Here is a 25,728-nt window from a genome sequence, read left to right on the forward strand (position 1 = left end):
CGCCGCGTACCAGGTGGCTTCACCGGCCAGGCGGGCATTGGTAAAGTCGCGGAAGTTTTCCTTGACCTGTGCCCGGGCACGGTTCAGTACCGGCACGCAGTCGCCCAGGGTCTTGATCTCTTCCCCGCTCAAACAGCGGATCACCGGCAGATAGTAGGCGGTATCCGGATAACCAATGGGATGGTCCGCCCCGTAGGTGCGAATGGCCTGGTTGAGCAGGATCTCGGCATAGCTCAGAGCGGTAATGGTCCCTTCATAGGCTTCTTTAAAGAGCCGCTTGGGTTCTTTCCCCGGCTCGATCGCTCCTTCAAAAATCTGGTCAAAATTAATGGCTTCGGCCATTATTTTCCCTCCTCCGCCCCAGTTTACCAGTTTTGACAGAGAGCGGTTTCCAGATCTTCGGCCACCTTGCGGTGCACGCCCAGCTTCCAGGTGCGGTATTCCAGCGCATTGAGCAGTTTCTGGATGGCCACTTCGATATCAGGTTCCAGGATGAAATAACCGCCAAACACATCGCTGGCAATCTGCGTCAAAATGCTGTAGATCAGGTCGGAACCCTCCACCGGGGGCATGGTTCCCACATGGGTGGGCAGGCCAATAGTTACACACCATGTACCAATGCTGGTGGCCTTACCGCTCATGGCCTCCGGAGCCGAGGCGACAAAAGGTACTTTCGGCGTGTCCACGCCCAGATCTTCAGCCATTAGCATCAGGAGTTCAGCCGCCCGGGAGTTATCAACACAGGAACCGATGTGGAATACCGGCGGCAGACCATATTTGAGATCAGCCTTTTCACTGATCCGCTGGAAGAATTTCTTCAATCCCGGACCGCAATATTCATCCACCTTATCCGGATCCATCAATCCAGCCTTGGCACAGGCCTGGGCATGGCAACCGGTGGATATAACAAATACATCGTTCTTCAACATGGCCTTGGCAATTTCAATATGGGCCTGGTCCTGGAAGGTCTTCAGGTTGTTGCACCCGGCCATGAGGATAACGCCTTTCAATTCTCCGGAAAGAATGGCTTCATTAAGCACCCGCACAGGATTGGTGGGGTTAACTGTCTTGAAGAGTTCAAAGATGGCTTCCAGGCTCCAGCCTGCTACCACCTTGTTCTTCACCTTGGGAATATGCACCGGCCGCGTACCCCGTTCTTTGTATGCTTCGATGGCCTGACGGATAACTTCTTTAGCACAGGCCATAGCCGATGTTTCCTGATAGTCAATGTGCATGGTGCCGGGGTTCTTCACAATATCCGAAGTGGTAATCAACCTGGTTCCAAAACACTGGGCCACCGTGTTTAAACCGGGCATGATGCACTGCACATCCACCACCATGGCATCGACAGCACCGGTACAGATGGCCAGTTCCTGGGAGGAGAAGGAGGTGACAACGGGAATACCCTGACGCATGAGCACCTCGTTACCCGTACAGCAGATGCCGGCCAGGTTGATTCCGGCCGCACCGGCAGCCCTGGCTTCGTCTTCCAGCTCCCGGGCCGCCGCCACAATCATTTCGCTCAAGAGGGGATTGTGGCCGTGCACAATAATATTGACTTTCCGGGGATCCAGAACCCCCATGTTGGCTTCACTGACAATAGGCCTGGGCGTACCGAAAATAATATCGGACAAATCGGTAGCAATCCACTTGCCGGCCAGGTCGGCCAGGCCTACCCGTACGGCGCTGAAAACCAGGTTTACCGGGTCATTATCCATACCTACGTGGGCCTGGGTAACCAGGTCGGAAATGGTGGCATGAATCCCGTGGGGCATGACCATATGGCTTCTGTACCTATCTACGCGGGCGGGAATTTGCTGCTTGACCACCCACGTGGTTTCCCCTTCTCCTTTCAGACGCCGGAAATCTTCCAGTGCCATTTCCGCCAGTTCCTTTGCCAGGGCCATAGTATCTTTACCTTCGGTTTCAATGCCCACCTTCCTGCAGATACGCACCAGCTTCTCGGGATCTTTAACGGAATAATCGGGAGCCTTCCCTTCCGCAACCATTTCCAGGACATGGGCGATATGATTTCCATGCTGGGCATGGGAGGCACAACCGGTGAGGATCATCAACCCTACGCTGCGGGCCACAATGGTCCACGAATTGGCCCCGCATATACCCCTGCTGGCCGGGCCTTCCTCTGCTTTAATCCGGCACGGGCCCATCATACAAAAACGACAGCAGATCCCCTTATAGCCAAACTGACATTGGGGTTGCTGGGCCACCACCCGGTCAAAGGCGGTAACCACACCCTGCTCCCGGGCTACATCAATCATTTCCAGGACTGCCGGGTCGACAGAACGCCTTACATTTTTGGGATCAATGACCCTGGGAGTTTTATCCGAGGGCCGGCTGGTAAGCTGGGGATCCCTAAACCTTGGCATTTATCTGACCTCCTTAGTTAAAAATGACCGGGCTGAAATACACCTAATCTCTCTCCACCCTTTAACTCCTTACCCCGGGGCTGTTCGCATTGGTTCCCCCCTCTTTGAAAAATTTAAGCACAGCAAAGTACCAGAAACTATTAGTTATAGCTTATCAAAGAATGGATTATTGGACAAATGTTAATTATGGCCGTATTCTTCCACTTTGGAGCAAATAATGAATTTATGTTCAAATCGCAAAAGTATCTTAATATTTTGTCAGGACAACCTGCTGAGGATTGCCGTCCCCTGCAACGGTATAGAGAGCAAGAGCCAAATAATAAATACAGGTTGCCGGAAAATGCTGTTCTCTACGTTCAGTTCCTTTTACCAGGCAAGAATAAGAAAAAGCCGGTACACAGGGATACCGGCCAAAAGTTACAGATTATTTATCTTCTTTTTCTTCATCACTCTGAATTTGTTCGAGACGTTTTTTGAGCCCCTGGAGTACGTTCTCGAAATGGGAAATCCGGGCTTTTAACCAGCCTGCCTCATCGCCTGCAGCCGGGGGCAGGCCACCCCACCAGAAACCTGCAGCCGGGGGGATGCCACCCCACCAGAAACGGCCACGGCGCCCGGCACCCCAGCCGGCACCCCGGCGGGGACGGCACCACCATCCGGGAGCACTGGCAAAACCCGGCTGGTTGTATCCGGTACAAAATCCCATACCTCTTCCGGTCATTGGACCTGCACCCCAGGGACCAGTTCTGTCACCACGCGGCATCTCCAACCGACCTCCTCCGTTTTTTAATTCAATAAGTTTTTTTTCGCCAGGTACAGGGTTTGGAAGAATATTTCCTCCTGCCCCGGATAACCCTGAAGGAAAAAGGTTTCCAGGTAGAAACTCCAGACATCTCGCTCGTTAAAGGAACAATACAATATCCCCGGCCCCGGCCGGTCATGGGACCGGCTCCCCGGGGGCCACTGCCGTCAAAACCGGGCACTATGTTCACCTCCTTTACCACCGGCCGCGATGACGGTGCCGCCACCTGTGGCAACCGGGCATGGAATAATTTTCTTGATCCAGCCGGCCTTGAAGAAAGGCCCATAAAACTTCCTCCACCTCGCCCGTCACCCAGGGGATGACCCGTATTCCCCGGGAAACCAGCTGGTAATAAAGGAAGTTGCTTATGCCGCCGCAAATAAGCACCTCCACACCCTGTCGAACCAGCTGTTCCAGCCGGGAAGGCCAGGCTGAATCAAGTTTTACCCGTCTCCAGGTAACAGGCCGTCCCCGGTCTATTTCCACCACCAGCGCTTCCTGAGCCACGTCAAAGAGGGGGGATATGCGATTACCCCATCTGGTGAGAGCAATTATCATCGATCCCCACACCCCGCAAGATTACAGCCCGCTTAAATGTTCCGGCAGGGCTACCTGCACCGGCTGCAACATTAAGTAAGCAATACCCATGCCAGCCCTCCAGAACCCGATGTTCAACGCTTCCCTTGCTTAGCCGGATTTTCCCTTAAAACAAAAAGGTGCAAATTGCACCACCTTTTCAAAGGGAATATTGCAAGATGCAATGCCATTAACTACCCGGAACTTTCAGGCCATATTTTTTAATTTTCCGCCAGAGGGTGGTTTTATCGATACCCAGTTCTTTTGCGGCCAGGCTGCGTTTCCCGCGGTTGCGAACCAGGGCTTCATAAATCATCCGGGCTTCCATTTCGGCCAGGGTCTTGATACCATGCCCGGAAGAACTTTCAGCGGGCTTCAGGTAAGCAGGCAGGTGCTCCGGCTTGATGAGCCCGCCCTTGCAGAGGATGAAAGCATGTTCGATAATATTTTCCAGCTCCCTGATATTACCTGGAAAATCGTGCTGCCATAACAGAGCCAGGGCTTCCTCGGAAATCCCATCGATGGCTTTGCCCCGCAGGATGTTTAACCTGTCGATAAAATGTTCTACCAGCAGGGGAATATCTTCCTTACGTTCAGATAAGGGGGGTAAGGTAACTTTAATTACGTTAATCCGGTAGTATAAATCACGGCGAAATAACCCCTTTTCCACCAGCTCGGCCAGATCTTTATTGGTAGCCGCCAGTATCCGCACATCGGCCTTTACCGGGCGCACCGCACCCAGGGGTTCAAATTCTTTTTCCTGCAGAACCCGCAGCAATTTAACCTGCAGGGCCGGGGAAATATCGCCTATCTCATCAAGGAAAAGTGTACCCCCCTGGGCGAGGGCGAAACGACCGGGTTTGCTCTTTCTGGCATCTGTAAAAGCGCCGGCCTCATACCCGAAAAGTTCCGATTCCAGCAGGGTGTCAGGAAGGGCGGCACAATTAACGGCCACCAGGGGTTTATCCCGCCGGGGGCTTAAATTGTGTATGGCCCGCGCCAGAAGTTCCTTCCCGGAACCGGTCGGCCCTTCTATTAACACCGTGCTATCGCTTTCCGCTATATCCGGCAAAAGGGAAAAAATCTGTTGCATCCGGTGATTCCTGCTGATGATATCGGCGAAAGTATGACGCCCCCGCAACTCCCTGCGCAATTCTTCAACCAGGGAAAGGTCCCGGAAGGTTTCCACCCCGCCAATCACCTGCTGGTGCTCATCCCTTAAAATACCTGTGCTTATGCTGATGGGAACTTTTTTACCGCAGGCATTGACAATATGAACGGCTTTATTCATCACCGGACAGCCGGTTTCCAGGGTTTGCTTCAGTGCACATTCTCTCTCGCAAATGCTGGCCCGGAAAACTTCCCAACAAAAACGTCCCACTGCTTCCTCCCGGGACACTCCGGTAATTTTTTCCGCAGCCCGGTTGAAATAAGTAATGCGCCAGCCGGTGTCGACTGTAAAAACACCGTCACTAATGCTATCCAAAATAACCCGGGTGATGCCGTGTTCAGCTGCTACCTTCATATACGTCCCAGCCCTTAATAATTTTTACGTATGTCCATAATATCACTTTTTAAGGACGGAAGCAACGGCCCGGGCCGGAAGAAAATCTTTCCCCTCCGCAAACCTGACCATAAAACAAAAAACCCGGCACCTACTGCCGGGACAAACTCAACATCAATGGGATGGTAAAATGCCTTGGAGGGAAGATTCCAGCAGGATGATAGCTGGCTATTCCTGCCGGAGTCTTCGGAGAAAATATTCCCTGCTCCTCTCACCCACCTTTCCCTTTTGTTATTAAAGTAACCTTTACTTTAATTGTTCCCTTTCCGCTTTACTGGGTAAGATAAGAGCATTGCTTACCAGATGATGGATATGCCTGACCTTGCAGTCCAGCTTATAATACTTGATGATGTCGGTCAGCTGGTCGTAACAGTTATGGCAGGGTGTAACCACTATCTTGGCGCCTGTAGCCTTAATTTGTTCAGCCTTCAGTTTCCCTTTGGCCATCCGGTAGGGGTAAATGTCCTTCCCCATGGCCAGCAGCCCGCCGCCCCCACCGCAGCAGTAGTTGTACTGGCGGTTGGGCCACATCTCCACAAAGTCCATACATACCTGCTGCAGGCAGTAGCGTGGTTCCTCCACCACTCCCTCTTTACGTACCAGGTTGCAGGGATCGTGGAAGGTAACCCGCTCGGTGTTCCGGGTACGGTCAACCTTTATGCGCCCTTCTTTAATCCATTCCGCCTGCAACTGCACAAAGCTGCGTACGGGATAGGTCGCACCATTAAGCCATACAATCCTGCCCCAGCGCTGGGCCCGGAAGGCATGTCCACATTCGGTAATGATTACTTCCTTTACTTTCAAGCGCTCAAATTCCTCCATGGTACGTCGTACCATGGTGGTTGAATCCTCATCATCACCGTTGAACAAAGCGTAGTGAGTGGCGTCCCACCAGCGGCTGCTGACAGTCCAGCTGGCCCCCGCAGCCCACATAATCTTGGCAATGCTCTGGATATCCTGGGGATAATATTTTATTTCCCGGGGGTCCCACATGAAAAGGAACTCTGCCCCTTCCTGGTCCACGGGGATTCTGGCGTTGGGATCTCCAACTTCCTGCTGCAACTCCTCCTCCATCCATTCCAGGGTCTCCAGGTACTCTTCCGTGGTTACCTCCATCTGGTTACCGGTACGGATTTGCGCATCCACCACATCCTGCAAAAATCCCGGTGCCTTGAGGCCAAAGTTTTTGGGACTGCGGATGGTTCTTACCAGCCCGGCAATATCTACATTCATCGGGCAATGGAGGGTACAGCGCCCGCACATGGTACAGGCCCAGATAAAAGTTGAAGATAAAACCTCCTCCCGCATGCCCAGAACTACCTGGCGGATGAACTTGCGCGGGTCGGCATGATCATGCACCCCGTTATAAGGGCACCCGGCACTGCACATGCCACAGGTCAGGCAGTTGTATAAATCGGCCGGATTCTTGTCCGTCGTGAACTTGGAGACAACTTCGCTCATGAACGTTGGGTCCAGTTTACTGGCCGCAATTGTTTCCACGCGGCTTCCTCCCCCCGCAAAATCTAATGGTTATTAATATAAAATTATCAAAGGCCTGTACTTATGGGCAAACGTTATTTACGGCCATTACCTTCCTTTTACGAACAATATTATGATTTTATGACCAAATTTAAAGGGTGAGAAATATTTCTGAAAAGAAAAACAGGATATAGCTAATATTCACTTTTGTGGCTGGTAAATCAAGCCTCCCGGCCGGTATGACCACCGGCTTCTCCCAGCAGTTGACTGCAGAGGCAAAGAATGATACAGTTAGCTTGAAGAATTTGCGGGACACTGGTGAGGTGGATACTGAGATGGTTAAAATAACCGTGCTGAGCGAAAATACCGTGGGGATACCCAGCGGCTTAACGGGAGAATGGGGCCTGGCCCTGCTGGTAGAGAATGCCGGAGCAAAAATTCTCCTGGATACGGGCGAGCGGGGAAATATCCTGGCCAATGCCGCCGCCCTGCAGGTAAACCTGCGGGAGGTGGACGCGCTGGTCATGAGCCACGGTCACTACGACCACAGCGGGGGAATGCGGGATTTCCTGCGCCTGCGCGGGGAAGTGCCCGTTTATGTTCACCCCGACTTTTTCAGCCCGCATTATTCGGCCCGACCCCGGGAACAGTACATCGGAGTACCTTACTGCCGGGAGGAACTGGAGAGCCTGGGCGCCAGGTTCGTCTGGGAACGAAATCCCCGGCAAATAGCCCCCGGCCTGTGGATCAGCGGCGAAGTCCCACGCCAGACTGCCTTTGAAAAAGGAGACAGCCGTCTGGTCACCGTGGAAAATGGTCAAAAAATACCCGATCCCCTCCGGGATGATATGAGCCTTTACTGTGTCACCGATGAAGGACTGGTGATCATCCTGGGGTGTGCCCACGCAGGGGTCGTCAATATTGTGGAACATGCCCGCCAGGTAACCGGAGTGGACCGTATCTACGGCATAATTGGCGGAACCCATCTGGGTCCTGCATCCAGGGAACAGCAGGAAGCCACCATTACCTACCTGCAGGGCCTTAACCTGAAGTTCCTCGCTGCCAATCACTGCACCGGCCTGCCTGTAGCAGCCCATCTCGCCGCCATTTTTGGTCCTGTCTTCCATTTTGCACCCGCCGGTGCCTGCTTCAAACTGCCTTTAAAAGATGGTGATGACTGATGAGTCTGGATGAGGTTAGAAAGAAACAGGGCTTCACAGCTGCGGCCATGGCCACCAGAGTGGGAATTACCGTGCGGGAGTTGCTGGCCATAGAAAGGGGACAGCAATACCCCCGCTTATGCGTAGCCCAGAAATGGGCCAATGCCCTGGGGCTGAGTTTTGAGGAGTTTTCCCGCCACTTTTATGAAAAAGCAGACCCGGCCCAGTTGCTTCAATGTACACTTGAAGAACAACAGGAGGGTTAAAATGTGAATATAACCATTGAAGAAGCTGTAGAATTTTTTATAGAAAACTGGGACCTCATTCCTGTGCTCACCACTATTAAGGGTGATTATGCCGTCCCGGTAAAGCCAAAGCGCGATGTTTACCTGGTGGTGGAGAAAAATGCGCCGGGTATCTTTCTGGCTCGCCTGGCACCGGACTTAATGCGCTTGAAGCCACTGGATGAACCGGATAGTGATGAAGCCCGCCAGTATATATACCAGCGTTTGAAAGAGGCCAACCTTATTAAAGAAAACGGTTTGAACCATTAATTCCTTTCCCGGTTCCAACCCGGAAGTAGCAAAATAATTACGAGAAGTGATTAAATAGCCCCGGAGTTCTTCCGGGGCACTCCTATTCCTCTTCCAGTCCCCGCAGCAGGGCGCGGGCATTCTTACCCAGCACATCGCTGTTATAACCGCCTTCAAGAACGGCAAACACCCTTCCCCGGCATTTTTGCCGGGCAAAAGTACCGATTATTTTCCCGGCGGCTGCATAATCTTCTGTTTTTAACAAACGGCCCCAATCTGCTTCGTGCCGGTCAAACCCGGCCGATATGGCCACCAGATCAAATTCCCCCCGGCAGGTGAGTTCCAGATCGCGCAAAAACCTTTCCCGGCTGATCCCTTCCACATGATGGTAGGTTACCTCGGGTACGCCGGCAAAAATACTGGCCGTACCATCGCCATAATGCAGGTCGATGTCAATGATCAGTGCCTTGCTGATTATCCCCCGGCGCCTCAACCTTTCCACAGCTATGGCGATATTATTAAACCAGCAAAAACCCCAGCTGGAATCAGGGCTGGCGTGGTGCCCGGGCGGCCGAATCAAACCAAAAGCCATCTCACCCTGCATGGCCAGCTCCGAGGCCAGAATGGCCCCACCCGCTGCCAGGAGGGCAATTTCATATGTATGAGGCCGATTTTTAACCCTTTCCAGGTGCCCGGAGCTATGTACCAGTAATACATCATCATCCGTAGCCGGTGCCGGTTCAATAAATGGATAGGCTCCGGCCAGTTCTTCCACCATCAGGTCCAGCCTCCCCGCTGCCGCGGCCGGGTCGGCCGCGTAAACTTCTTTATAACGTTCGTGAAAAACCACCTTCATTACTACCCCTCCCCTCAATTAACTCTATCTTAAATTTTGTAAAGCATATTTTTTAGAGCAGGAATTGTTTCATGAATAACGAATGTTTAATAAGCAGTGTTACTGGCATCTGTAATAACGGGGATTACATATTTTTTTCTAAATTTTGATTTCGATTGGGGGCATTATAATGAACATAGAAACCAGTATCAACAAAACCAGGATGGATTTCCGGACAGTTGTGATGGCCTACCTGGAAGTAACCAAGCCCCGTTCTGTAGTCCTGCTGGTCTTTACGGCACTGGCCACCATGGTGGTAGCGAGCGCCATGTACGGACCCGTTGCCATGTCCCAGCTGATCACGGCCACGGCGGCAGTAACCCTGGCCTGTGCCGGCGCCAATGCCGTCAGCTGTTATATTGACCGGGATCTCGATGCCAGCATGACCCGGACCCAGAAACGCCCCATTCCTGACGGCAGAATCAATCCGCCGGTAAGGGCCCTGTACTGGGGACTATTGCTCTTTGTTTCTTCCCTCTTCCTCGGCTGGAGGGTAAACCCCGTTGCCTTCGCCTGCCTCTGGGGAGGAATGATCGGCTACGTGGGCATTTACAGTCTCTGGTTGAAGCGCAGGAGTTCCTGGAACATCATCCTGGGCGGGTTTTCCGGCGGCCTGCCGGCGCTATTTGGCTGGACTGCGGTAACGGGGAAGGTGGATTTGCTACCTCTTCTCATCGCTGCCCTGGTCGTCTTGTGGATTCCCAACCATATCTGGAGCCTGGCCATCTTTTACAAGGAAGATTACGCCAGGGTAAAAGTACCCATGCTTCCTGTGGTCTGTGAAGCCAGAAAAGCCCTGCATTGTCTTATTAGCACCGTTATTCTGATGGTCGCCTGCTCTCTCCTGATCTACTTTGCGGGCTCGTGGGGAACCATTTACCTGGCAACGGCAATAATTACCGGCCTGGCTGCCATCGGGTTAAGCACATATGTTTATCTTCGCCCAGCCCGCCAAAATGCCTGGCTGCTTTTCAAGTTTTCCAGCCCCTATCTTTTCCTTCTTTTCCTGGGGATGATGCTTGATACCTGGCTCTAAATCCGCAATAAGGGAGCAGTTCACCCGGCTCACCGGCGAAATGACGGAAACGACAGTAAAATCGGGACAGCCCGGCCAGCCCTCCTGTTTTCAGGGCTGGCCTTTTATTTTCAGCTCCCGCTCAAAAGCGCCCGGTCATAGGTAAAGGCGTCGCCACTGGCCTGTTCAAACATCCTGAGAAGATCGGCTACCGTTGTCCTTTCCCTTTCAGGCCCGCACAGGTCCAGAATGATCCTCCCCTCATGCATCATAATTGTACGGTTGCCGGTATGCAGTGCCTGCGCCAGATTATGGGTGACCATAAGGGTGGTAAGCCGGTGCCGGGCAATTATTCTTTCCGTTAATTCCATAACTGTGGCGGCAGTACGCGGGTCAAGAGCAGCAGTATGCTCATCCAGCAAAAGGATTTTGGGAGTAGCAATGGTGGCCATCAATACGGCCAGGGCCTGGCGCTGGCCGCCGGACAATAAACCCACCCGGGTGGAAAGCCGATTCTCCAAACCCAATCCCAAAAGGGCCAGGCGTTCCTTAAAAAGCTGCCGTTCAGCCTGAGTAATCCCCGGACGCAAGCGACGGGAGCGGCCACGACGCAAAGCCAGGGCCAGATTTTCTTCAATAGTCATGGAAGCAGCGGTACCCTGCAGGGGATCCTGGAAAACGCGGCCAATTCGGGCTGCCCGGATATGCTCAGGCCAGTGGGTGATATCCTCGCCGTCCAGGATCACTTTTCCACCGTCAACTCGATAAACCCCGGCTATAACGTTTAAGAGAGTAGATTTACCCGCTCCATTGCTGCCGATGATGGTTACCACATCTCCTGCACGAACGAACAGGTTAATTCCCTTTAAGGCTACTTTTTCATTAATCCCGCCGGGATGGAAGATCTTGTGTATATTTTCCAGTCTCAGCAACCCCTTCACCCCGCAAACGCAATGACCGGAACCCCAACCGCTGTCTTACCAGAGGGAAGGCCAGAGCAATTACCACAATCAGTGAGGTAAACAATTTCAAATCCGTTGCCGGCATACCCAGTTGCAGAACCAGGCCGATAACAGCCCGGTAGACAATGGAACCGGCTATTGCCGCCAGTAAGGAGCGGAAAAGGGTTTGATTACCAACCAGCGCCTCCCCGATAATAACCGCCGCCAGGCCGGCGATGATCATCCCGATACCCATCCCAACATCGGCAAAACCCTGGTACTGGGCCACGAGGCTGCCAGAAAGCGCCACCAGAGCGTTGCCGATGGCCAGCCCCACCAGTTTCATGGTACCTGTGTTTACCCCCAGGCTACGGATCATTTGCTCGTTATCTCCCGTAGCCCGCACAGACATGCCCAGCTCTGTTTGTAAAAAAAGGTAGAGGAGTCCAACAACCAAAACCACCACTGTTAAAGCCAGCAGAAGCGGTCCCCATGGCTCTAATAAAGCTATTTCCCCGACCCGGGTAAATATTGTCTGCTCACGAAGAAGGGACAGGTTTGCCTGCCCCATAATTCGCAAATTGATGGAATAAAGAGCAATCATGGTCAGAATTCCCGAAAGCAGGGGAGCCACCCTCAGGCCGGTGTGCAGAAAAGCGGTAACCATACCGGCCAATCCGCCGCAGAGCACAGCCACCAGCAGGGCCACCCAGGGGCTGTAACCGAGCAGGATACAGTGCGCCGTTATGGCCGCACCCAGAGTGAAAGTACCATCAACCGTTAAATCAGGGTAGTCAAGTACCCTGAAGGTGATATACACCCCCAGAACCATGGCTCCCCATAATAAGCCCTGTTCCAGGGAACCCAACCAGATGCTTAAAGACATGATGCTTCACCTACTCAATAATTTTACTGGCTTTTTTCTTTAAGTCCTCCGGAATGGTTACGCCATAGGCTGCCGCCGCTTTGGCATTTAAAACGATACTCAACTCCTTTTGTTTTTCAATAGGCATATTCTGGGGCTTTTCTCCCTTCAAAACTCTTATGGCCATCTCGCCGGTCTGCTGGCCCAGTTTGTAATAATCGATTCCAATCGTGGCCAGAGCCCCTGCTTCCACCGTATTGCTCTCCCCGGCAATTACCGGCAACCTGTGCTTTTCGGCCACCTGGATCACCCCCGCCACAGCGGAGACGACTGTGTTATCCGTGGGAACATAAATGGCATCCACCCGCCCCACCAGGGACTGGGTAGCCTGTACCACCTCGCTGCTGGCTGTAACAGGAGCTTCCACCACGGTCAGGCCAAGTACCGGTGCTTCTTCCTTAACGATTTTCACCTGCACCTGGGAATTTACTTCGCTGGAGTTATAGATGACTCCCACCTTTCTGGCATCTGGAACCAGCTCTTTAAGCAACTGCAATTGCTCCTTAATCGGGTTCATATCCGTGGTGCCGGTAACATTGGTACCGGGCTTCTCCATGCTCTTAACCAGTTTCGCCTTTACGGGATCCGTAACGGCGGTGATTAAAATAGGAATGTCTTTAGTTTCATTGGCCATGGCCATGGCGGAAGGAGTGGCAATAGCCAGAATGAGGTCTTTTTTGTCCTGAACAAACTTACGGGCAATGGCTTGAAGGGTGGACTGGTCACCCTGGGCATTCTGGAAATCTACCTGGAGATTCTTTCCTTCCACATAACCATTGGCCGACAGGGTTTCCAGGAAACCTTTTCGTGCCGCGTCCAGAGCCGGATGTTCCACAATCTGGATAATGCCGAGCTTTACCGCCTTTACTTCACTTTTGACGCCCTGCTTACTTCCTCCTGAGCCACACCCTGCCATTAAAAAAGCCAACCCCAGTACAAGCACCGGCAAAAGCCATCTTTTCATTTTCCTGCCTCCTTTTCTTTGACCGGTTGACGAGGCAGCAAAAAACAACGGGCAACAATAAAAATGCTCCCGGCGGGAGCACATTGCCCACCTCCTGCCATCCTGCCGTGTTACCTCTTCCGGCGGGCCAACCGGCTACTTATTTAAGTTAACTTTATCTTATGGTGAAGGGGTGGCGGCTGTCAATAATTTTTCAGTTCGCTTAAAGAGGGACCGGTGTCCGCAGGAGGTAGATGATCACCAGTACCGTAACCAGCAGCAGCATGGCGGCCAGCAACATATCGGCGGTGAGCGAGTGCCGGTAAGTACCCTCGTTAATCTGGCAGCGGGTCTGCCGGTAACGGACGGCGGCCAGGACGACCACCAGCCCAGCCATGACACTGGAGCTTATCCCCAGATAGGCGGCCGATCCCCTGGACGGCGCAGTAACCATGCCCGCCTGCCACTCCAGCAGCCGCAAATAGAACGAAAATTTTTCAATGACAAAACCAAAAGCCAGAATGGCCACGGCCGTACGGATCCAGGACAGGAAGGTGCGCTCGTTGGCCAGGTGTTCCTGGATGTGTTGCCGGTCACCGGTACGGTCGCATTTTTGCTCTTCTTTTTCCTTTCCGTTCAATTCCAGCTTCCCCTCTGTTACCATCCCCTGGTATATTCGCCGGCACAGGGGATGCAGGCAAATTTTCCGTCCCGCACCCTGGCCCGGGCCTCGGACACCGGTTCGCCGCAGAAGGCACAGGTTACGGAATTAAAAATGCGCGCTTTCGGCGGCAGTTCAACCTTTACATGTTGCACTGCACAAAGCTCCTCCGGCGGAGCTTCGAGGATATACCGGGTGCGCTGTTCTTGATGCTCCCGGAAGAGCTGCCGTTCCCTCTCATCGGCGGTGCCGGCAAATACCTTTTCCCTTAAGGCCCGGAACTCATCGTTTTGCCGCCACGCGCCCCCCTTGACCGAAACGCGTACCGCCTTCCCGCTTTCCCGGCAGATAAAGGTAAACACATGCTTGCCGTGATCCCGGTACAGCAAATTGCCCTTACCCAGGGTGCAGCCGGTAAGTACCATCACCGCATCCACACCGCAGGCATCGTTCTCCACAATGGCCACCAGTTCTTCGTCCTCCGCCCGGTGTCCGGCCAGCTCTTGCAGGCCGATTTTCGCCGCCCGGTACCCCACGGCCAGGCCGGGGCAGGAGTGCCCATGAAACTCCACGCACTTTTCCCAATCTCCTTTATCTGTATACATTTCAACTCACTCCCTGTTACTGGTATTCACGTGTTTTATTCGCTTTCATTTTTAATTACCCTTTTTCAGGGCAAAATAAAAACGGTTCTAAACCAAGGGGTGTTGGTAAAATGAAGAGATACGGAAAATATATCCTGATCCCGGTTATAATTTTTACCGCCTTTATTTTCCTGTCCGGTGGAAATAAAGCAATTCTTCCTGTTCAGGGTCTGCAACGACACTTCCATCCCGTTGATGACGAACTGGGCGCAGGAAAAGCATCCACAATTTACGATGAAAAGGGCAATCTGGTGACCATGATATCCCGCCGGGTGAGCGTTGGAGATGAAATTTTCACTGCCGGTGGGAAACATTACCGGGTGATAAAAGTAGATGGCAACCTGGCCACGGCCCGCGATTTGGGAATGGACAGGCAGCTGATGACTTATAATGAACTTTTTTCTAAAATGGAGATACCGGCGGCAGCAGCTCGCAATAATCACCGGCCCGTGGCTATTTATCATACCCATAGCGACGAATCCTATCTTCCTTCCGACGGCAGCGCCTCCATTCCTTTCCGCGGCGGGATTTTTCAGGTCGGTGATTCCTATACCTATAGTTTGGCCAACGATGGGGCCAGGGTGCTGCACGATAAAACCCCCCACGATCCCCATGACGATAACGCTTATTACCGCTCGCGCCGGACGGCAGTGCAGTTACTGCAAAAGAACCCCATCGCCATCTTTGATGTCCATCGTGATGGGGTGGATGACCCCGAATTCTACCGGAGAATCGTTTCCAATGAACAGGTGGCCCAGATGCGCTTTGTCGTGGGGCGAGAAAACCCCCACATGCAGGCCAACCTGGATTTCGCCAAACGCTTGATGGCTTATGCCAACAAAATGCACTGGCCCATTGCCAAGGATATTTTTGTAGCACAGGGTAATTACAATCAAGATCTCCTGCCCACAGCCTTATTGATAGAAGCGGGTACCTACACCAATAGCAAAGAAGAAGCCATGCGCGGGATTGCCCTGCTGGCGGATGCGGTTCCGATAATTCTGGGTATTACCGGACCCACGAGCACCCCCGATGCCCCTGAATACGGAAAACCGGTAACGGACCCGACTGCCCGCCGGACCGGCGTGTGGTCCAGCCTGGCCTGGATTGTCATAATCACCCTGATTGGTGGAGGCCTTTTTGTACTCATCAGTACCGGCAGTTATGAAAAAGCTAAAAACCAGCTATCCCACTTCTTCGGCCGGGAAATGGCCGATATCTGGGAAATAAAAAAGAACCGGGAGAAGTAAAGGGAAAACCGGGGAGAAGCAGGGGCTGATAGCAAAACCGATTTGCCGGGCAGCGCCTTTGCGCCCACCTGGGAAAACATTATGCATAATCGGCATTTTTTTGCACACTTACTTCTGGCCCATGCCCGGAATGAACCGGCTGTTTTAAACTAATTTACTTACACGGGTCCGGCAGGACCCGTTTTTCGTTTCTTCTAAAAATTTTTGCTTGCTGTAACCAGCTTTCCCTGATATGCTGGAAACAGAGGGTGATTTATTATGGAAGAAGTAAAAAAAGAGATTGCCGCCACTTCCGATGAGCAGGATTACCGCCGGGAAGGACAGATGTTTTTCCTGGGGAGCTGGGTACAGGGTGAAATACGGGACTTGCGCAATGAAATCCGCGAATTGCGCAAGGAAATGGCGGAAAAAGAAACCGGACTAAGACAGGAGATAAATACCGGAATTAGTTTGCTTCGTCAAGAAATTAAAACCGTAGAAAACAACCTGCGCCAGGAAATTGCCGCACTGCGCCAGGAAATGAAAACCGAAAACAACAACCTGCGCCAGGAAATTACCGCGCTGCGCCACGAAATGAAAACCGAAAACAACAACCTGTGCCAGGAAATTGCCGCACTTCACCAGGAAATAAAAACCGAAAACAACAACCTGCGCCAGGAAACCAAATCCCTGGAGAACAACCTGCGCCAGGAAATTGCCGCGCTGGCTCATGGAATCAAAAGTTTATTCTGGGCCACCATCGGCATCGCCGTGGCCGCCCTGGCTGTAACCATCAGTGTGGCCGTTAAGGTATGGCGGTAACCGATACACGTTAACCCTGTCCCCGCAAAACCACTCCAGGAACCGCGCGGCTTTTTGAAGGTATGGACATGACGGCTGGCGGTAAGAAGATATTGATTTTTCAAATCCAGGTTGCTGGTGGGTTCGTCCAGCAAAAGAACCCGGGGTTCCCGGGCCAGGGCCCTGGCAATGACCACCTTTTGCAGTTCTCCCCCGCTCAATTCATCCAGGTAGCGCAGGGAAAACTCCTCGAGGCCAAGAGTGCCCAACACATTCCGGACGATTTCCAGGTCACTTGCGGTTGTACCCCACTTGATATGGGGTTTCCTGCCCAAAAGCACGGCGTCGAAGACCATAAACCCCGAAACCTGGTCAGCGTCGCATGTAAAACCGCATTTTGGGCATTTGAAAAGGTTCCCGTGGCGATTCTTCGCGTCCACTCGTGGTAGGCCATCCTCGCAGGCCAGTTTCACATGTTATTCCGGTTGGAACCACAGTGGTTCGTTTTTCCTTCAGTTATGAAAGACAAATTTTCCGCACACCGGATCAGTACCGCCTTCTTGCCCCGGCGCTTGCCCTCTAAAAGAAGCTGGTCAGCGAAGCCGATGAGCCGTTCCAGGTCGCGGTCGTCATCAATTAAAACACGTCCGGCAATTGCTCCACCCATGCTGACGGAGACATTCAGTTCCGGTTCCGGCACGGAAGCCAGCGCAGAGCAAAGAGAGGTAAAAATGCGCCGGGCAAGGACATTAAATTCTCCCGGTTGGTTAACGAGAAAGAACAGGACAAATTCATCACCCCCGTACCGCCCCACCAGATCATCCTTCCTGACCTGATGTCTCAACAATTCCCCTACTTTTTTGAGGACCATATCGCCCACCGGATGCCCGTAACAATCATTTATGGTTTTAAAATTATCCACGTCCATCATCAAAACGGCCACGTGGGGAAACTCTCCTCCCGCTTCCCTGATTAAATACAAGCACCGCTCCATAAAAGACCTGCGGTTAAGAACGCCTGTAAGGGGATCATAGCTGGCCAGCCATTCCAGCCGCCGCCGGGCCTGGTGGAGAAGTTCGTTTTTTTGCGCAAAGCGCACTCAATAGCCGCCTGTTGATGGTGATAAAGGGTTAAAGACCGGCCATCATCATGGCAAAAAATCTCCCCGCACAAAGGATGCAGGCGACCTTGTGTACAAAGCTCCTTCACCGTAGCTGCCGTCTCATACCCCGGGTTAAGCTGAATCAGTGCCTCCGGCCATAATAAATCCTTTTCAAAGAGCTCTTCTTCCACTCGCTCCCGGATACGCTCATCGGCAATATTAAAAAAGCTGCACACATAGTTTTTGTAATCATCAATGATGGTAGCAGCATACTGGAATACACTCATCGCTTAAGCCCTCCCAAGCTTTTCCCCATTATTGGCTTTTGTTCAATGCGAGAAAGCCGGTCGTGAAAACTACTCCTTTTATTTTTGTTTTAAGACTGCAAACTCCTCCGGTATAGGGACCGGCGACGAGATATCTACTAACCGAAGAGGGAAGACCCACACTCGGCGCGGGTTACCATCAGCATCGGGTTGTATTTCCTGATAAGGTTGCCCAGCTAATTCTACCCTCCCCATATAGGTATATTTCCCAGGGACAAAAACTTCAAATAGGTGGACTTCCACACCGTTTTGGTTTGATTCGGCCAGCGTTTTGTTTTGCATAAATTCAAGGCTTTGATCTCCCCGCTGCCCCATACCCGTGTAATGGAATGTATCACCAACCCATCGGTCTTGATAAATCGAACGAGTATGATCTGAGATAATGACTAAAGTATTAGTTCGGTGAGATCTACGCATGCCGCCCTGGGGGCTGCAGCGAAAGATTTCCACCAACCGTTGATTATCAATAATATCTCCGGGCTGTAGTCCAGGTCGAAAACTCATTCTATCACCCTACTGCTTTGTATTTTTTCTACGAACGGTTTATCAGCAGGAGCAAAATCATATTTGTCCAGTTCGTCTGCGCTTACCCAGCGATATTCAGCGTGGCTTGTTGGTTTAAGCTCCCCTTTTTCCAAATGGGCCAGGTAAGCAAGCAGGTGAACGGTAGTATGATCATAACGATATATGCTCTCCCCAAAGAACTCCCCCACCGTTATCTCAACCTGGAATTCTTCTCGCATTTCCCGACGCAAACATTCTTCGGGACTTTCTCCGGCCTCAATTTTGCCACCCGGGAACTCCCATTTATTGGCCAGTTTGTCATTCGCCTTGCGTTTAGCAATCAGAACCCGACCATCTTTAATTAATATGGCCGCAGTAACTTTGATCATGGCTTGGGCTCCTTTGCGAATTTCACCGGTAATTATAGCCACAACTTTTTAGCTCTTCTTAGCATTTCCCTTTGCCTATCTTGAATGCTCTGTATATCCCACTTATTATATTTATCTATTTCTTTAGTCAACTCGAAATCAGTCATACTTCCTCCAAAGTAACTTTTCTTTTTTTCAAGAAAAGGACGATTGTTGGCTGAAGAGTTTTTTCTACGGCTTAATAAGATTAAATTTCCTATTTTGTTAGTCCATTCTGAGCGTGCTTGCTTATCAAATAAATCTAACCATTCATTATGACTTGGATTTCTAGGTAATATATGTTCAATTGTAATAGTTCCCTTATATGCTTTTGTTATATTCTGGTTTTCCGAAAGATCGAGATCTATTCTAAGCAAGACATATTTTGAATAGTTTTTGTCATAGAAGTCGACTGAATCAATAGCGGATAGAAATTCTTTTTCCCTTGCGCTTGTGTCAAATAGTGAATTATTAATAACTTCATCTTCACAAGTAGATTCATTAATAAGCCTTATAATGTTATAGATAATAGTTAAGCGTTGAGTTGGCGTAAAGCCTAACACCCAATCAACAATATATCGCTTTTCTATTTTTTGAAGGAATTCCATTATTTTATTTTCATTATTAAACTTTTCACAGAACCTAAGAAAAGCTGACATCCAGTCTTTAGATGGAATAAAATCCCTCATTAACGACATCAAGTTGTAATACCTTACGTAAACATTAGAAGTCGAGCTTATCTGTGCGTTTTGAACTCGTTCTCTATAAATGTCCGCCATATTTTTTAAATATTTAATAAAAGCTTCACCTTTAGAAATAACACCGCTGGCGAAAACCCTCTCCTCAAACTCCTCGAATATGGTTCTTTTAGCTTTTTCTCTAATAAAAATATCACGAAGGAAGCTTATTAACCGTTCTAACTCTTCTTTGCCTAACTCGTCTTCTATGTTCTCCCATATCTGAGCATATTTTTTACGATTATCATCGGGAACAGCTGCCAGGTTATAACTTTTTAATAAATCAGATGCAGTCAAAGGAAGACCCCGAGTGTTCAAAACGGTAAAAAGCCTGAAGGCCAAAGTAAGCTCTCCTGTTTTTACGTACGCAAATAAGCAATTATTTAGAACATAATAGCTCATTTTAAATAATAGGTCTTTATTAATTTCCCCATTATCATTAATAAATTTCTGCTTAAATATTGTAATAGCTAGAACCATTTTATATTTTGCATCTTTTAAGGTTTTAAGGTTAAAGTCATGAAGAGTTTTGCCTTCCTGAAGGATATTCTCTTTAAAGAAATCCTGTTCCCGCTCCCAGACTAAGAGACGAAATGATTCTTTTTTCCCAAGTAGTGGGGCTGCTTTTTGGTACAATAAACTTTGAATTTGTTCGGCATAATTACGATCAAAATTATTTAAGAGGTCTCTCATAACAGCTAAAAGAATAATTAAAGAAGTAATTCTCTGCTGACCATCCACAAGATCATATAACCCGCTACCATCAGCCTCTTTCTCAACAGTTCGCAAAATAATGCTTCCTAGAAAGTAATTTTGTTCGCCATTTTCCATACTTTGTCTTATATCTTCAAACAAGTTATCAAAATCATCTTTATCCCAGCTAAACGGCCTCTGATACACCGGTATTTGAAACAGAAACTTGTCACTAAATAAATCCTTAACAAATATTTCTCTTGCTTCTATTTTGCTCCTTAGGGAATCCTCCTCTCATGATAAACAGTTTCAAGGTCTACATACTTTACACGACTCATACCCTTCGCTCATTGCTGCTGCTCGCGTTCTGAACTCCACCCTGTTCTCCGGCGCTATTTTGGCTACCCATTCACAATCCGGCCGGTTGAATTTCTTTGACCGGGCGTTGCCGATGTATTTTGCTTCGGTGTCATGCTTCGATTCTACCTCTTTAGCTGCCGCCGTCTAACTTACCGCCCCGCCCGCGGCGGCCACCGCCCCCCACAACCCCTTCCCCGGCTTCCCGCGCCTCCCGCTGGACCTCCGCGAAAAGGTCGGCGTACTTCACGTTGGGCAGGACGGTCATCACCTGGGCGTAGCCGTTCAGGACCAATCCGGCGTTGAACATCTTGACCCTTACTTCGGCCTCGCCGTCGTCCATCCATCAGACATTGAAGAAATTTTAACGCGAACAATTCAGCGGTCGGATCCCCATATCTTCCAGGAAATCAACCAGCTCAGAAATGGTTTCCCGCGGCCGACGGAAATACTGACTCCCCCGGATTCTGTAAAACTTCCAGCCCAGGCGCTCCAGGATCATCTGGCGGTTCCAGTCCTCTTCCCACTTTTCCGGAGGGTGAGCGATTTCGCCGTCGCATTCTACGGCCAGTTTCTTATTATTCGCCCCGAAAACCACGAGGTCAATTCTCTTGTAGCCGACCCTGTACTGGGGCTTCACCAGATAGCCGCGGCCCAGCAGCTCCCGCAGCACCCGCCGCTCAAACTCCGATTCACATAACTTCTCCAGATCTTCAGGTAACCTGTCTCCCGCCAGGGCCGGGTTAAGGCAGTACCTGATCAATCTTGCCCGAACGTCCTCCGCATGGAATTCTTCGGGATCTATCGAGTAAAAAAGCCACATCTGGTTTCTGGCCCGGCTCGCGGCGACGTTAAAACGACGCAAGTCGTTCATTTTGCTCAGAACCGCCGGGCGCTGCTCCCCTGCCGCTTCGACCAGCGAAAGGAACATAACGTCCCGCTGGTCACCCTGGAAGAAGTAGGCGTCGCCGCAGAGGATCCGGCGGAGATGCATCTCGCCTGGCCCCAGTCTTTCCAGGAGCAGCTGGTTGATCAGGCGCGCCTGCGCCGTGCCGAGAAGAGAGATGACTCCCATTGTCATGCCTTCGTAGACAGGGTCCTCGCAGCACTTGATTACTTGCTCTACAAGGGCCTCTGCTTCCGGCTCGTTTATGTCTCTGCCGGGAGTCCGGAATCCTTTTTCCACGCGCCTGGCAATCACGGGCTGCCAGTCTTCTCCCAGTCGGGGATCTCTTTCCCGCAGCGGTAAAATCTTTCCTTCGTACATGACTTCGTTGCTAAACTGAATTATCTCGGGCAGACAGCGGAAGTGCTCCCTCAGCAGGATCACTCCGGGGAAGATCAGCCCGGCCAGGTCGTAAAGGCTGAACTGCGGGTCAAACAGCTCTTTATGGGGGATGCCCTGCAGGTACTGTTCGATCATCCGGTGGATATGGGCAAGATCCCGGCCCACCCCATATGGGCTGATTTGCTTATCGTCGCCAACGATGACGACTTTTTTAGCCCGGAAAAGGGCCAGAATGCCCAAAGAATCCATCTGGCTGCTTTCATCTATGATGACCACGTCGAAAGGTTCGTTTAAGGGGTGAAAGCTTTCCACCACCCGGTTTAGCGGCATGACCCACACCGGTACGGCGGCGCGAGCCTTTTCCATCTCCCTCTGCGCCAGCGCGCGGTAACGACCGGCATATTTCCCGGTGCCCTTTCCGATTCTCCGGACGTAGTCCTTCCAGGCAACAAGGCTTCTGCGCTGCTCTTCCGTTACGCGCCCGGCGAGAGTGAGCCAGGTAGAAAGAGCCACCAGCTCTGCCACGAGCTTCCCTTCCCTTTGGAGAAGCTCATCGAGCCTCCTCGAAAGCTCCCGGGGGTCCTCTGCATGCATCTTTTTGAGGTAAGTTTCGGCTTTGCGCCACTCCCAGGCCTCGACGACGTTTTCCGGCGGTTTTAAGGGGCTGCCCTTCCCGCCTTGAAGCACGACCGTTTCGGCCCACTTCGGGGCTACTTCGGCGAGGCGGGACTTCAACGACTGCAGCTCAGCTTCCATCTTGTGTACTTCGTTCAAATGCTGTATGCGCCGGACCGCTCCGTCCCACCAATCCCATTCCCCGGCTTCCAGGAATTCGCTTAATTCGTTCCACAGGCCAGAAGCGCCCGGCCGCGCTCTTCCATCCTTCAAGTACCGGTGGACTTCTTCAATTTTGGTTTTCAGATGGTCAAGCTTAAGCCTTTTCCCAATGAAGGCCAGGCGATCTGCAATTTCCCGGACTGTGTCCGGGGTAACTGTACAAGGTACGGCCAGGCCGAGCTTCTGGATCTCTTCCGCCAGCGGTGCCCACAACTTTTCCTTCCAATCGAAAACGTTTTTAATGATACGGACGTACCCGTCTATTTCGGCGGGAAGTCGAGATCCCTTCGCGACGAGTTCCGGTCCGCCCACCGCAACTATTTCATTCTGCCAGCGGGTGTGCAGCTTTTTTACCAACTGGCAACGTTCCACTTCTTTTAAAACGAGCCTAACTTCTTCAACGGAAGAGATCTTCATGCCGTCCACCAGACAGTTTTCCATTAAATATTTGAATCGGGGCTTTAAAATTTTAGTCAACATGCTGACCTTTTTTCCCCGCACCAGATGTGCTTCAAGTTCCTCCAGTTCGCTCTTCAGAAGTGTTATATGCCGGTCTCCAGGAAGTTCTATCCTGTGCTCGCTCACGACCTGCGAAAGAGAAATTAAAGTATCGCGCACCTCTTCCAACCAGGAGGTGAATTTTTCCCAAATCTCACTTCTCGCCCCGCCGCTCAGTACGTCTTGAAATACCGCCTGCAGCCATTCCTCCCTGAAATACTCCCGCGCCCCGGCCTCGGCCCTCATCGCCTCCTCCCGAACCCGCTCCACGACGTTAATTTCCAACTGCACCGGCGGTTCCCAGCCAGAAAGGATCTCTCTGCTTCCGGCGAGCTGCTTCTGAAGATGATGAATCTCCTCAACCAGTACCCTCAATTCCTTCCCCGGCGGCAGTAACCCGGGATCGGGAAGAATCTGCCCGGCCTGAACACATTCTTCTCTGTCGAGTACGCCAGCCAATTCGTAAAACCTGGCAATTTCCCGAAGGGTCAGGGGCAGAGCGGCGTCTTCAGGAAGGTCGTCGGGGATCCATCCCAGGCGGGATTCATTTTCATTCACCCATCTGGCCAACTCCCCCGGCGTGTATTCCCGCCCGCTCAGGTTGTAGCTCTTGTTTTCACGCATGGCGACGTCCCGGATTTTCTTGCGGAGGGTGGCAATCCCTTCGCGGACGTCCCGCAGGTTTTGCCGGAGCAGTTTAATCCCCTTCTCCGCCTCATCCTTATCGAGGGCGGTCACCTTTTCGGACATTACCCGGACGGCTTCCTCGAGTTCAGCAAGCGAACCGCTGTCGTCGGCCAAAACGGTCACGCACAAGGGCCGCAATTCCTCCGGAAACATCTCCCGCAGCACCCTCAGGGGTCGTTCCGCCTTAGCTGTGATCAGCACGCGCTTCCCCTGCGCCAGAAGGTGGCAGGTCAGGTTAACGATGGTGTGGCTCTTACCGGTACCGGGCGGCCCCTGTACCGTTACACCGGTCTGGCGCGCCAGGCGCGTGGCGATCTCCCCCTGTTCTTTGTTTGCCGGAAGGGGAAAAAGCAGCTCCTCGCCTTCTTCCCTGTCGAACTCAGTGCCTGCTTCTGCGACGGGCGATTCGTCCGTAACGATGCCCGCCACCGGAGGCGGTACTTCGTGCCCTTTTCGCAGGGCGTCCAGAATGGCTTCCAGGTCCCGGCGGTAACCCGGCCTTTTGGGCCGGACGAAAATGACCGGTTCGTGGGCGATGCACGGCCTTTCTTCGGGCTTCAAATTATTCCGGTCAAAGAGGACTTTTCCTTCGGGGCTGATCAGGTTGACGAATCTTTCGTAAAAAGCGGCGGTTCTTTCAAGATTCCACGGGTCGACAAATTCACCGCGCAGGGCGGCAAATTTTTCCCGGTCCGCAATGGGAAGGTCCAACCCTTCCAGAAACCAGGTTTCCGGCACTGTGGGGACCCTGCCCAGGATGGTTGTCGCCGGAGCAATTGTGATCACCCCGGCTTTTTCGTCGAACTCGACGGTCAGCCGGGTGGTCAGAACGGGGTGCCGGATCCGTTCTTCCCCCAACCGCAGGTAGAACATCCCGTGACTCCAGACCAGTTCCAGGTTTTCCTGCTCGAGGTCAAGCCGCTGTTTCAAGAGAAAAAGTTGGTTGTAAAGACTCTGCACTCTCTGTTTGGGCGCCGCTTCCCTCGACCAGGGATCCCATTCTTCTTTCAGCCATTTCTGCCAGCGGCGCACCCTTTGGGGATTGTCGTCGAACTTTTCTTCCGAAGCATTCTCGTTAAGCTGCTCGTCAGTTTTAAGAGGTTCAAACAAACTGTTTTTTTCCGCAAATCTTTTCTTTATCTGCCTTACTTCCGGAGGCTTAAAAGGATCTTTCCAGGTACCCTCCAGCCATTCGGATATCTCTGGGGGAGGATTTGGGGGATCGGGGATCCTTTGTTTATTTACGGTGAGCCAGGCCCCTTCGGGTTCTTCTCCCGAAAAAAGGCGGCACCCTTCGCCCTCCGGCAAGTCTCTCTCCCAGCGGACAATCTCGTACTTTTCAATTTCTCTTACCGGTCTTTCCAGGCAGTAGGCCCTGAGCAAAAACTCAACGAGATTGCAGGCCTTTGCCGGTAAGGCGTTTGTGGCTGGATTACTGAAAAGGTCTTCGCTCCGGATGTTTTCAAGTTTTTCAATAACCTTTTTAGGAGGCAATTCTCCTCCGGCATCGGCAATTACCTTCAGCAAAGGAAGCTTTATGCTTTCCTCGGTTGGAATGGCCATCTATGCTCTCCCTTCTTTTCATTAGACTTTCTCAACGTTTTTAAAGAAGGGGGTCTTTCTGCACTTACATCCTATAATCCAGTACGCCCACTTTTTCCGGATCAGCCCGGTTAATAATTCTCTCTTCTGCTGTCACCAGGGGGTAAAGTGGAAGGCGCCGAAGCAGTACATTCC

Annotated in this window: 26 protein-coding genes and 2 pseudogenes; 6 read left to right on the forward strand and 22 right to left on the reverse strand. The window is 51.6% G+C overall.

The features are described from left to right. The 7 genes and pseudogenes from BUB44_RS07915 to BUB44_RS07950 form a co-directional block, all read right to left on the reverse strand. Positions 1–342, reverse strand: a pseudogene (locus BUB44_RS07915) (acetyl-CoA decarbonylase/synthase complex subunit alpha/beta); the annotation flags it as partial. Between the two features lie 23 nt (positions 343–365). After that, positions 366–2,387 carry an anaerobic carbon-monoxide dehydrogenase catalytic subunit gene (gene cooS, locus BUB44_RS07920; RefSeq protein ID WP_073164905.1) on the reverse strand — a complete coding sequence of 674 codons (2,022 nt, stop codon included), beginning with the start codon at positions 2,385–2,387 and terminating at the stop codon, positions 366–368. A gap of 424 nt (positions 2,388–2,811) precedes the next feature. Next, on the reverse strand, positions 2,812–3,150 hold the full coding sequence (locus BUB44_RS07925) for a DUF5320 domain-containing protein (RefSeq protein WP_073164907.1): 339 nt from the start codon (positions 3,148–3,150) through the stop codon (positions 2,812–2,814). Positions 3,151–3,178: 28 nt separating this feature from the next. Further along, the gene (locus BUB44_RS16105) at positions 3,179–3,475 is read right to left on the reverse strand and encodes a DUF5320 domain-containing protein (RefSeq protein ID WP_423219783.1); all 297 of its coding nucleotides are present in this window, start codon (positions 3,473–3,475) and stop codon (positions 3,179–3,181) included. Further along, positions 3,385–3,747, reverse strand: coding sequence for a NifB/NifX family molybdenum-iron cluster-binding protein (locus tag BUB44_RS07935; RefSeq protein WP_073164913.1), 363 nt, complete (start codon positions 3,745–3,747; stop codon positions 3,385–3,387). The genes BUB44_RS16105 and BUB44_RS07935 overlap by 91 nt, the downstream gene beginning before the upstream one ends. Positions 3,748–3,955: 208 nt before the next feature. Next, positions 3,956–5,290, reverse strand: coding sequence for a sigma-54 interaction domain-containing protein (locus tag BUB44_RS07940; protein WP_073164915.1), 1,335 nt, complete (start codon positions 5,288–5,290; stop codon positions 3,956–3,958). Positions 5,291–5,575: 285 nt separating this feature from the next. Then, positions 5,576–6,829, reverse strand: coding sequence for a (Fe-S)-binding protein (locus BUB44_RS07950; protein WP_027357265.1), 1,254 nt, complete (start codon positions 6,827–6,829; stop codon positions 5,576–5,578). A 314-nt stretch (positions 6,830–7,143) separates the two neighbouring features. Here BUB44_RS07950 and BUB44_RS07955 point away from each other — a divergent pair, with 314 nt between their 5' ends. From BUB44_RS07955 to BUB44_RS07965, 3 genes are read left to right on the forward strand one after another with little or no spacing between them, the layout of a single operon-like run. Continuing rightward, the gene (locus BUB44_RS07955) at positions 7,144–7,989 is read left to right on the forward strand and encodes an MBL fold metallo-hydrolase (RefSeq protein ID WP_073164921.1); all 846 of its coding nucleotides are present in this window, start codon (positions 7,144–7,146) and stop codon (positions 7,987–7,989) included. Beyond that, a complete protein-coding gene (locus tag BUB44_RS07960) occupies positions 7,989–8,234 on the forward strand; it encodes a helix-turn-helix domain-containing protein (protein ID WP_027357267.1) in 246 nt (81 codons plus the stop codon). Before BUB44_RS07955 ends, BUB44_RS07960 begins: the two co-directional genes overlap by 1 nt. A 3-nt stretch (positions 8,235–8,237) precedes the next feature. Next, positions 8,238–8,522 (forward strand): hypothetical protein, encoded by a 285-nt coding sequence (locus BUB44_RS07965; RefSeq protein WP_073164924.1) that lies wholly within the window; start codon positions 8,238–8,240, stop codon positions 8,520–8,522. Positions 8,523–8,604: 82 nt separating this feature from the next. Here BUB44_RS07965 and BUB44_RS07970 read toward each other — a convergent pair whose 3' ends face one another. After that, positions 8,605–9,357: a histone deacetylase family protein gene (locus tag BUB44_RS07970; protein WP_073164926.1), complete on the reverse strand. Its 753-nt coding sequence runs from the start codon at positions 9,355–9,357 to the stop codon at positions 8,605–8,607. 169 nt (positions 9,358–9,526) lie between these two features. Between BUB44_RS07970 and BUB44_RS07975 the strand changes: the two genes are divergently transcribed. Next, positions 9,527–10,432: a heme o synthase gene (locus BUB44_RS07975; RefSeq protein WP_073164929.1), complete on the forward strand. Its 906-nt coding sequence runs from the start codon at positions 9,527–9,529 to the stop codon at positions 10,430–10,432. A 110-nt stretch (positions 10,433–10,542) separates the two neighbouring features. Here BUB44_RS07975 and BUB44_RS07980 read toward each other — a convergent pair whose 3' ends face one another. The 5 genes from BUB44_RS07980 to BUB44_RS08000 form a co-directional block, all read right to left on the reverse strand. Then, entirely contained in the window at positions 10,543–11,343 is an 801-nt protein-coding gene (locus BUB44_RS07980) for an ABC transporter ATP-binding protein (RefSeq protein WP_073164932.1), read from the reverse strand. Continuing rightward, positions 11,294–12,238: an ABC transporter permease gene (locus BUB44_RS07985; protein ID WP_083543157.1), complete on the reverse strand. Its 945-nt coding sequence runs from the start codon at positions 12,236–12,238 to the stop codon at positions 11,294–11,296. The genes BUB44_RS07980 and BUB44_RS07985 overlap by 50 nt, the downstream gene beginning before the upstream one ends. Before the next feature lie 10 nt (positions 12,239–12,248). Beyond that, the gene (locus BUB44_RS07990) at positions 12,249–13,241 is read right to left on the reverse strand and encodes an ABC transporter substrate-binding protein (protein WP_073164937.1); all 993 of its coding nucleotides are present in this window, start codon (positions 13,239–13,241) and stop codon (positions 12,249–12,251) included. Positions 13,242–13,443: 202 nt separating this feature from the next. Further along, on the reverse strand, positions 13,444–13,860 hold the full coding sequence (locus BUB44_RS07995; protein ID WP_073164940.1) for a YidH family protein: 417 nt from the start codon (positions 13,858–13,860) through the stop codon (positions 13,444–13,446). A gap of 17 nt (positions 13,861–13,877) precedes the next feature. Next, on the reverse strand, positions 13,878–14,486 hold the full coding sequence (locus BUB44_RS08000) for an FmdE family protein (protein WP_073164943.1): 609 nt from the start codon (positions 14,484–14,486) through the stop codon (positions 13,878–13,880). A 110-nt stretch (positions 14,487–14,596) separates the two neighbouring features. Here BUB44_RS08000 and spoIIP point away from each other — a divergent pair, with 110 nt between their 5' ends. Continuing rightward, entirely contained in the window at positions 14,597–15,775 is a 1,179-nt protein-coding gene (gene spoIIP / locus BUB44_RS08005) for a stage II sporulation protein P (RefSeq protein WP_073164946.1), read from the forward strand. Between the two features lie 258 nt (positions 15,776–16,033). After that, positions 16,034–16,576 (forward strand): GumC domain-containing protein, encoded by a 543-nt coding sequence (locus tag BUB44_RS08010; protein WP_073164949.1) that lies wholly within the window; start codon positions 16,034–16,036, stop codon positions 16,574–16,576. 92 nt (positions 16,577–16,668) lie between these two features. Here BUB44_RS08010 and BUB44_RS08015 read toward each other — a convergent pair. The 9 genes and pseudogenes from BUB44_RS08015 to BUB44_RS08045 all read right to left on the reverse strand — a co-directional run. Continuing rightward, positions 16,669–16,908, reverse strand: a pseudogene (locus BUB44_RS08015) (ATP-binding cassette domain-containing protein); the annotation flags it as partial. 116 nt (positions 16,909–17,024) lie between these two features. Further along, positions 17,025–17,549: a GGDEF domain-containing protein gene (locus BUB44_RS08020; RefSeq protein ID WP_242655897.1), complete on the reverse strand. Its 525-nt coding sequence runs from the start codon at positions 17,547–17,549 to the stop codon at positions 17,025–17,027. After that, positions 17,528–17,944, reverse strand: a complete 417-nt coding sequence (locus BUB44_RS15795) for a hypothetical protein (RefSeq protein ID WP_242655899.1) — start codon at positions 17,942–17,944, stop codon at positions 17,528–17,530. The genes BUB44_RS08020 and BUB44_RS15795 overlap by 22 nt, the downstream gene beginning before the upstream one ends. A gap of 78 nt (positions 17,945–18,022) precedes the next feature. Further along, positions 18,023–18,487 (reverse strand): SRA domain-containing endonuclease, encoded by a 465-nt coding sequence (locus BUB44_RS08025; RefSeq protein WP_073164955.1) that lies wholly within the window; start codon positions 18,485–18,487, stop codon positions 18,023–18,025. Next, on the reverse strand, positions 18,484–18,876 hold the full coding sequence (mutT, locus tag BUB44_RS08030; protein ID WP_073165036.1) for an 8-oxo-dGTP diphosphatase MutT: 393 nt from the start codon (positions 18,874–18,876) through the stop codon (positions 18,484–18,486). Before mutT ends, BUB44_RS08025 begins: the two co-directional genes overlap by 4 nt. 32 nt (positions 18,877–18,908) lie before the next feature. Next, entirely contained in the window at positions 18,909–20,594 is a 1,686-nt protein-coding gene (locus tag BUB44_RS08035) for a DUF262 domain-containing protein (RefSeq protein ID WP_341349371.1), read from the reverse strand. A 39-nt stretch (positions 20,595–20,633) separates the two neighbouring features. Continuing rightward, positions 20,634–20,777: an Ada metal-binding domain-containing protein gene (locus tag BUB44_RS16050; RefSeq protein ID WP_083543162.1), complete on the reverse strand. Its 144-nt coding sequence runs from the start codon at positions 20,775–20,777 to the stop codon at positions 20,634–20,636. A 37-nt stretch (positions 20,778–20,814) separates the two neighbouring features. After that, positions 20,815–21,024 (reverse strand): thermonuclease family protein, encoded by a 210-nt coding sequence (locus tag BUB44_RS14990; RefSeq protein ID WP_114362126.1) that lies wholly within the window; start codon positions 21,022–21,024, stop codon positions 20,815–20,817. Positions 21,025–21,045: 21 nt separating this feature from the next. Next, positions 21,046–25,554, reverse strand: coding sequence for an AAA domain-containing protein (locus tag BUB44_RS08045; RefSeq protein WP_073164962.1), 4,509 nt, complete (start codon positions 25,552–25,554; stop codon positions 21,046–21,048). Positions 25,555–25,728 lie beyond the last annotated feature (174 nt).

The sequence above is a fragment of the Desulfofundulus australicus DSM 11792 genome, from assembly GCF_900129285.1.
Classification (GTDB): Bacteria; Bacillota; Desulfotomaculia; order Desulfotomaculales; family Desulfovirgulaceae; genus Desulfofundulus; species Desulfofundulus australicus.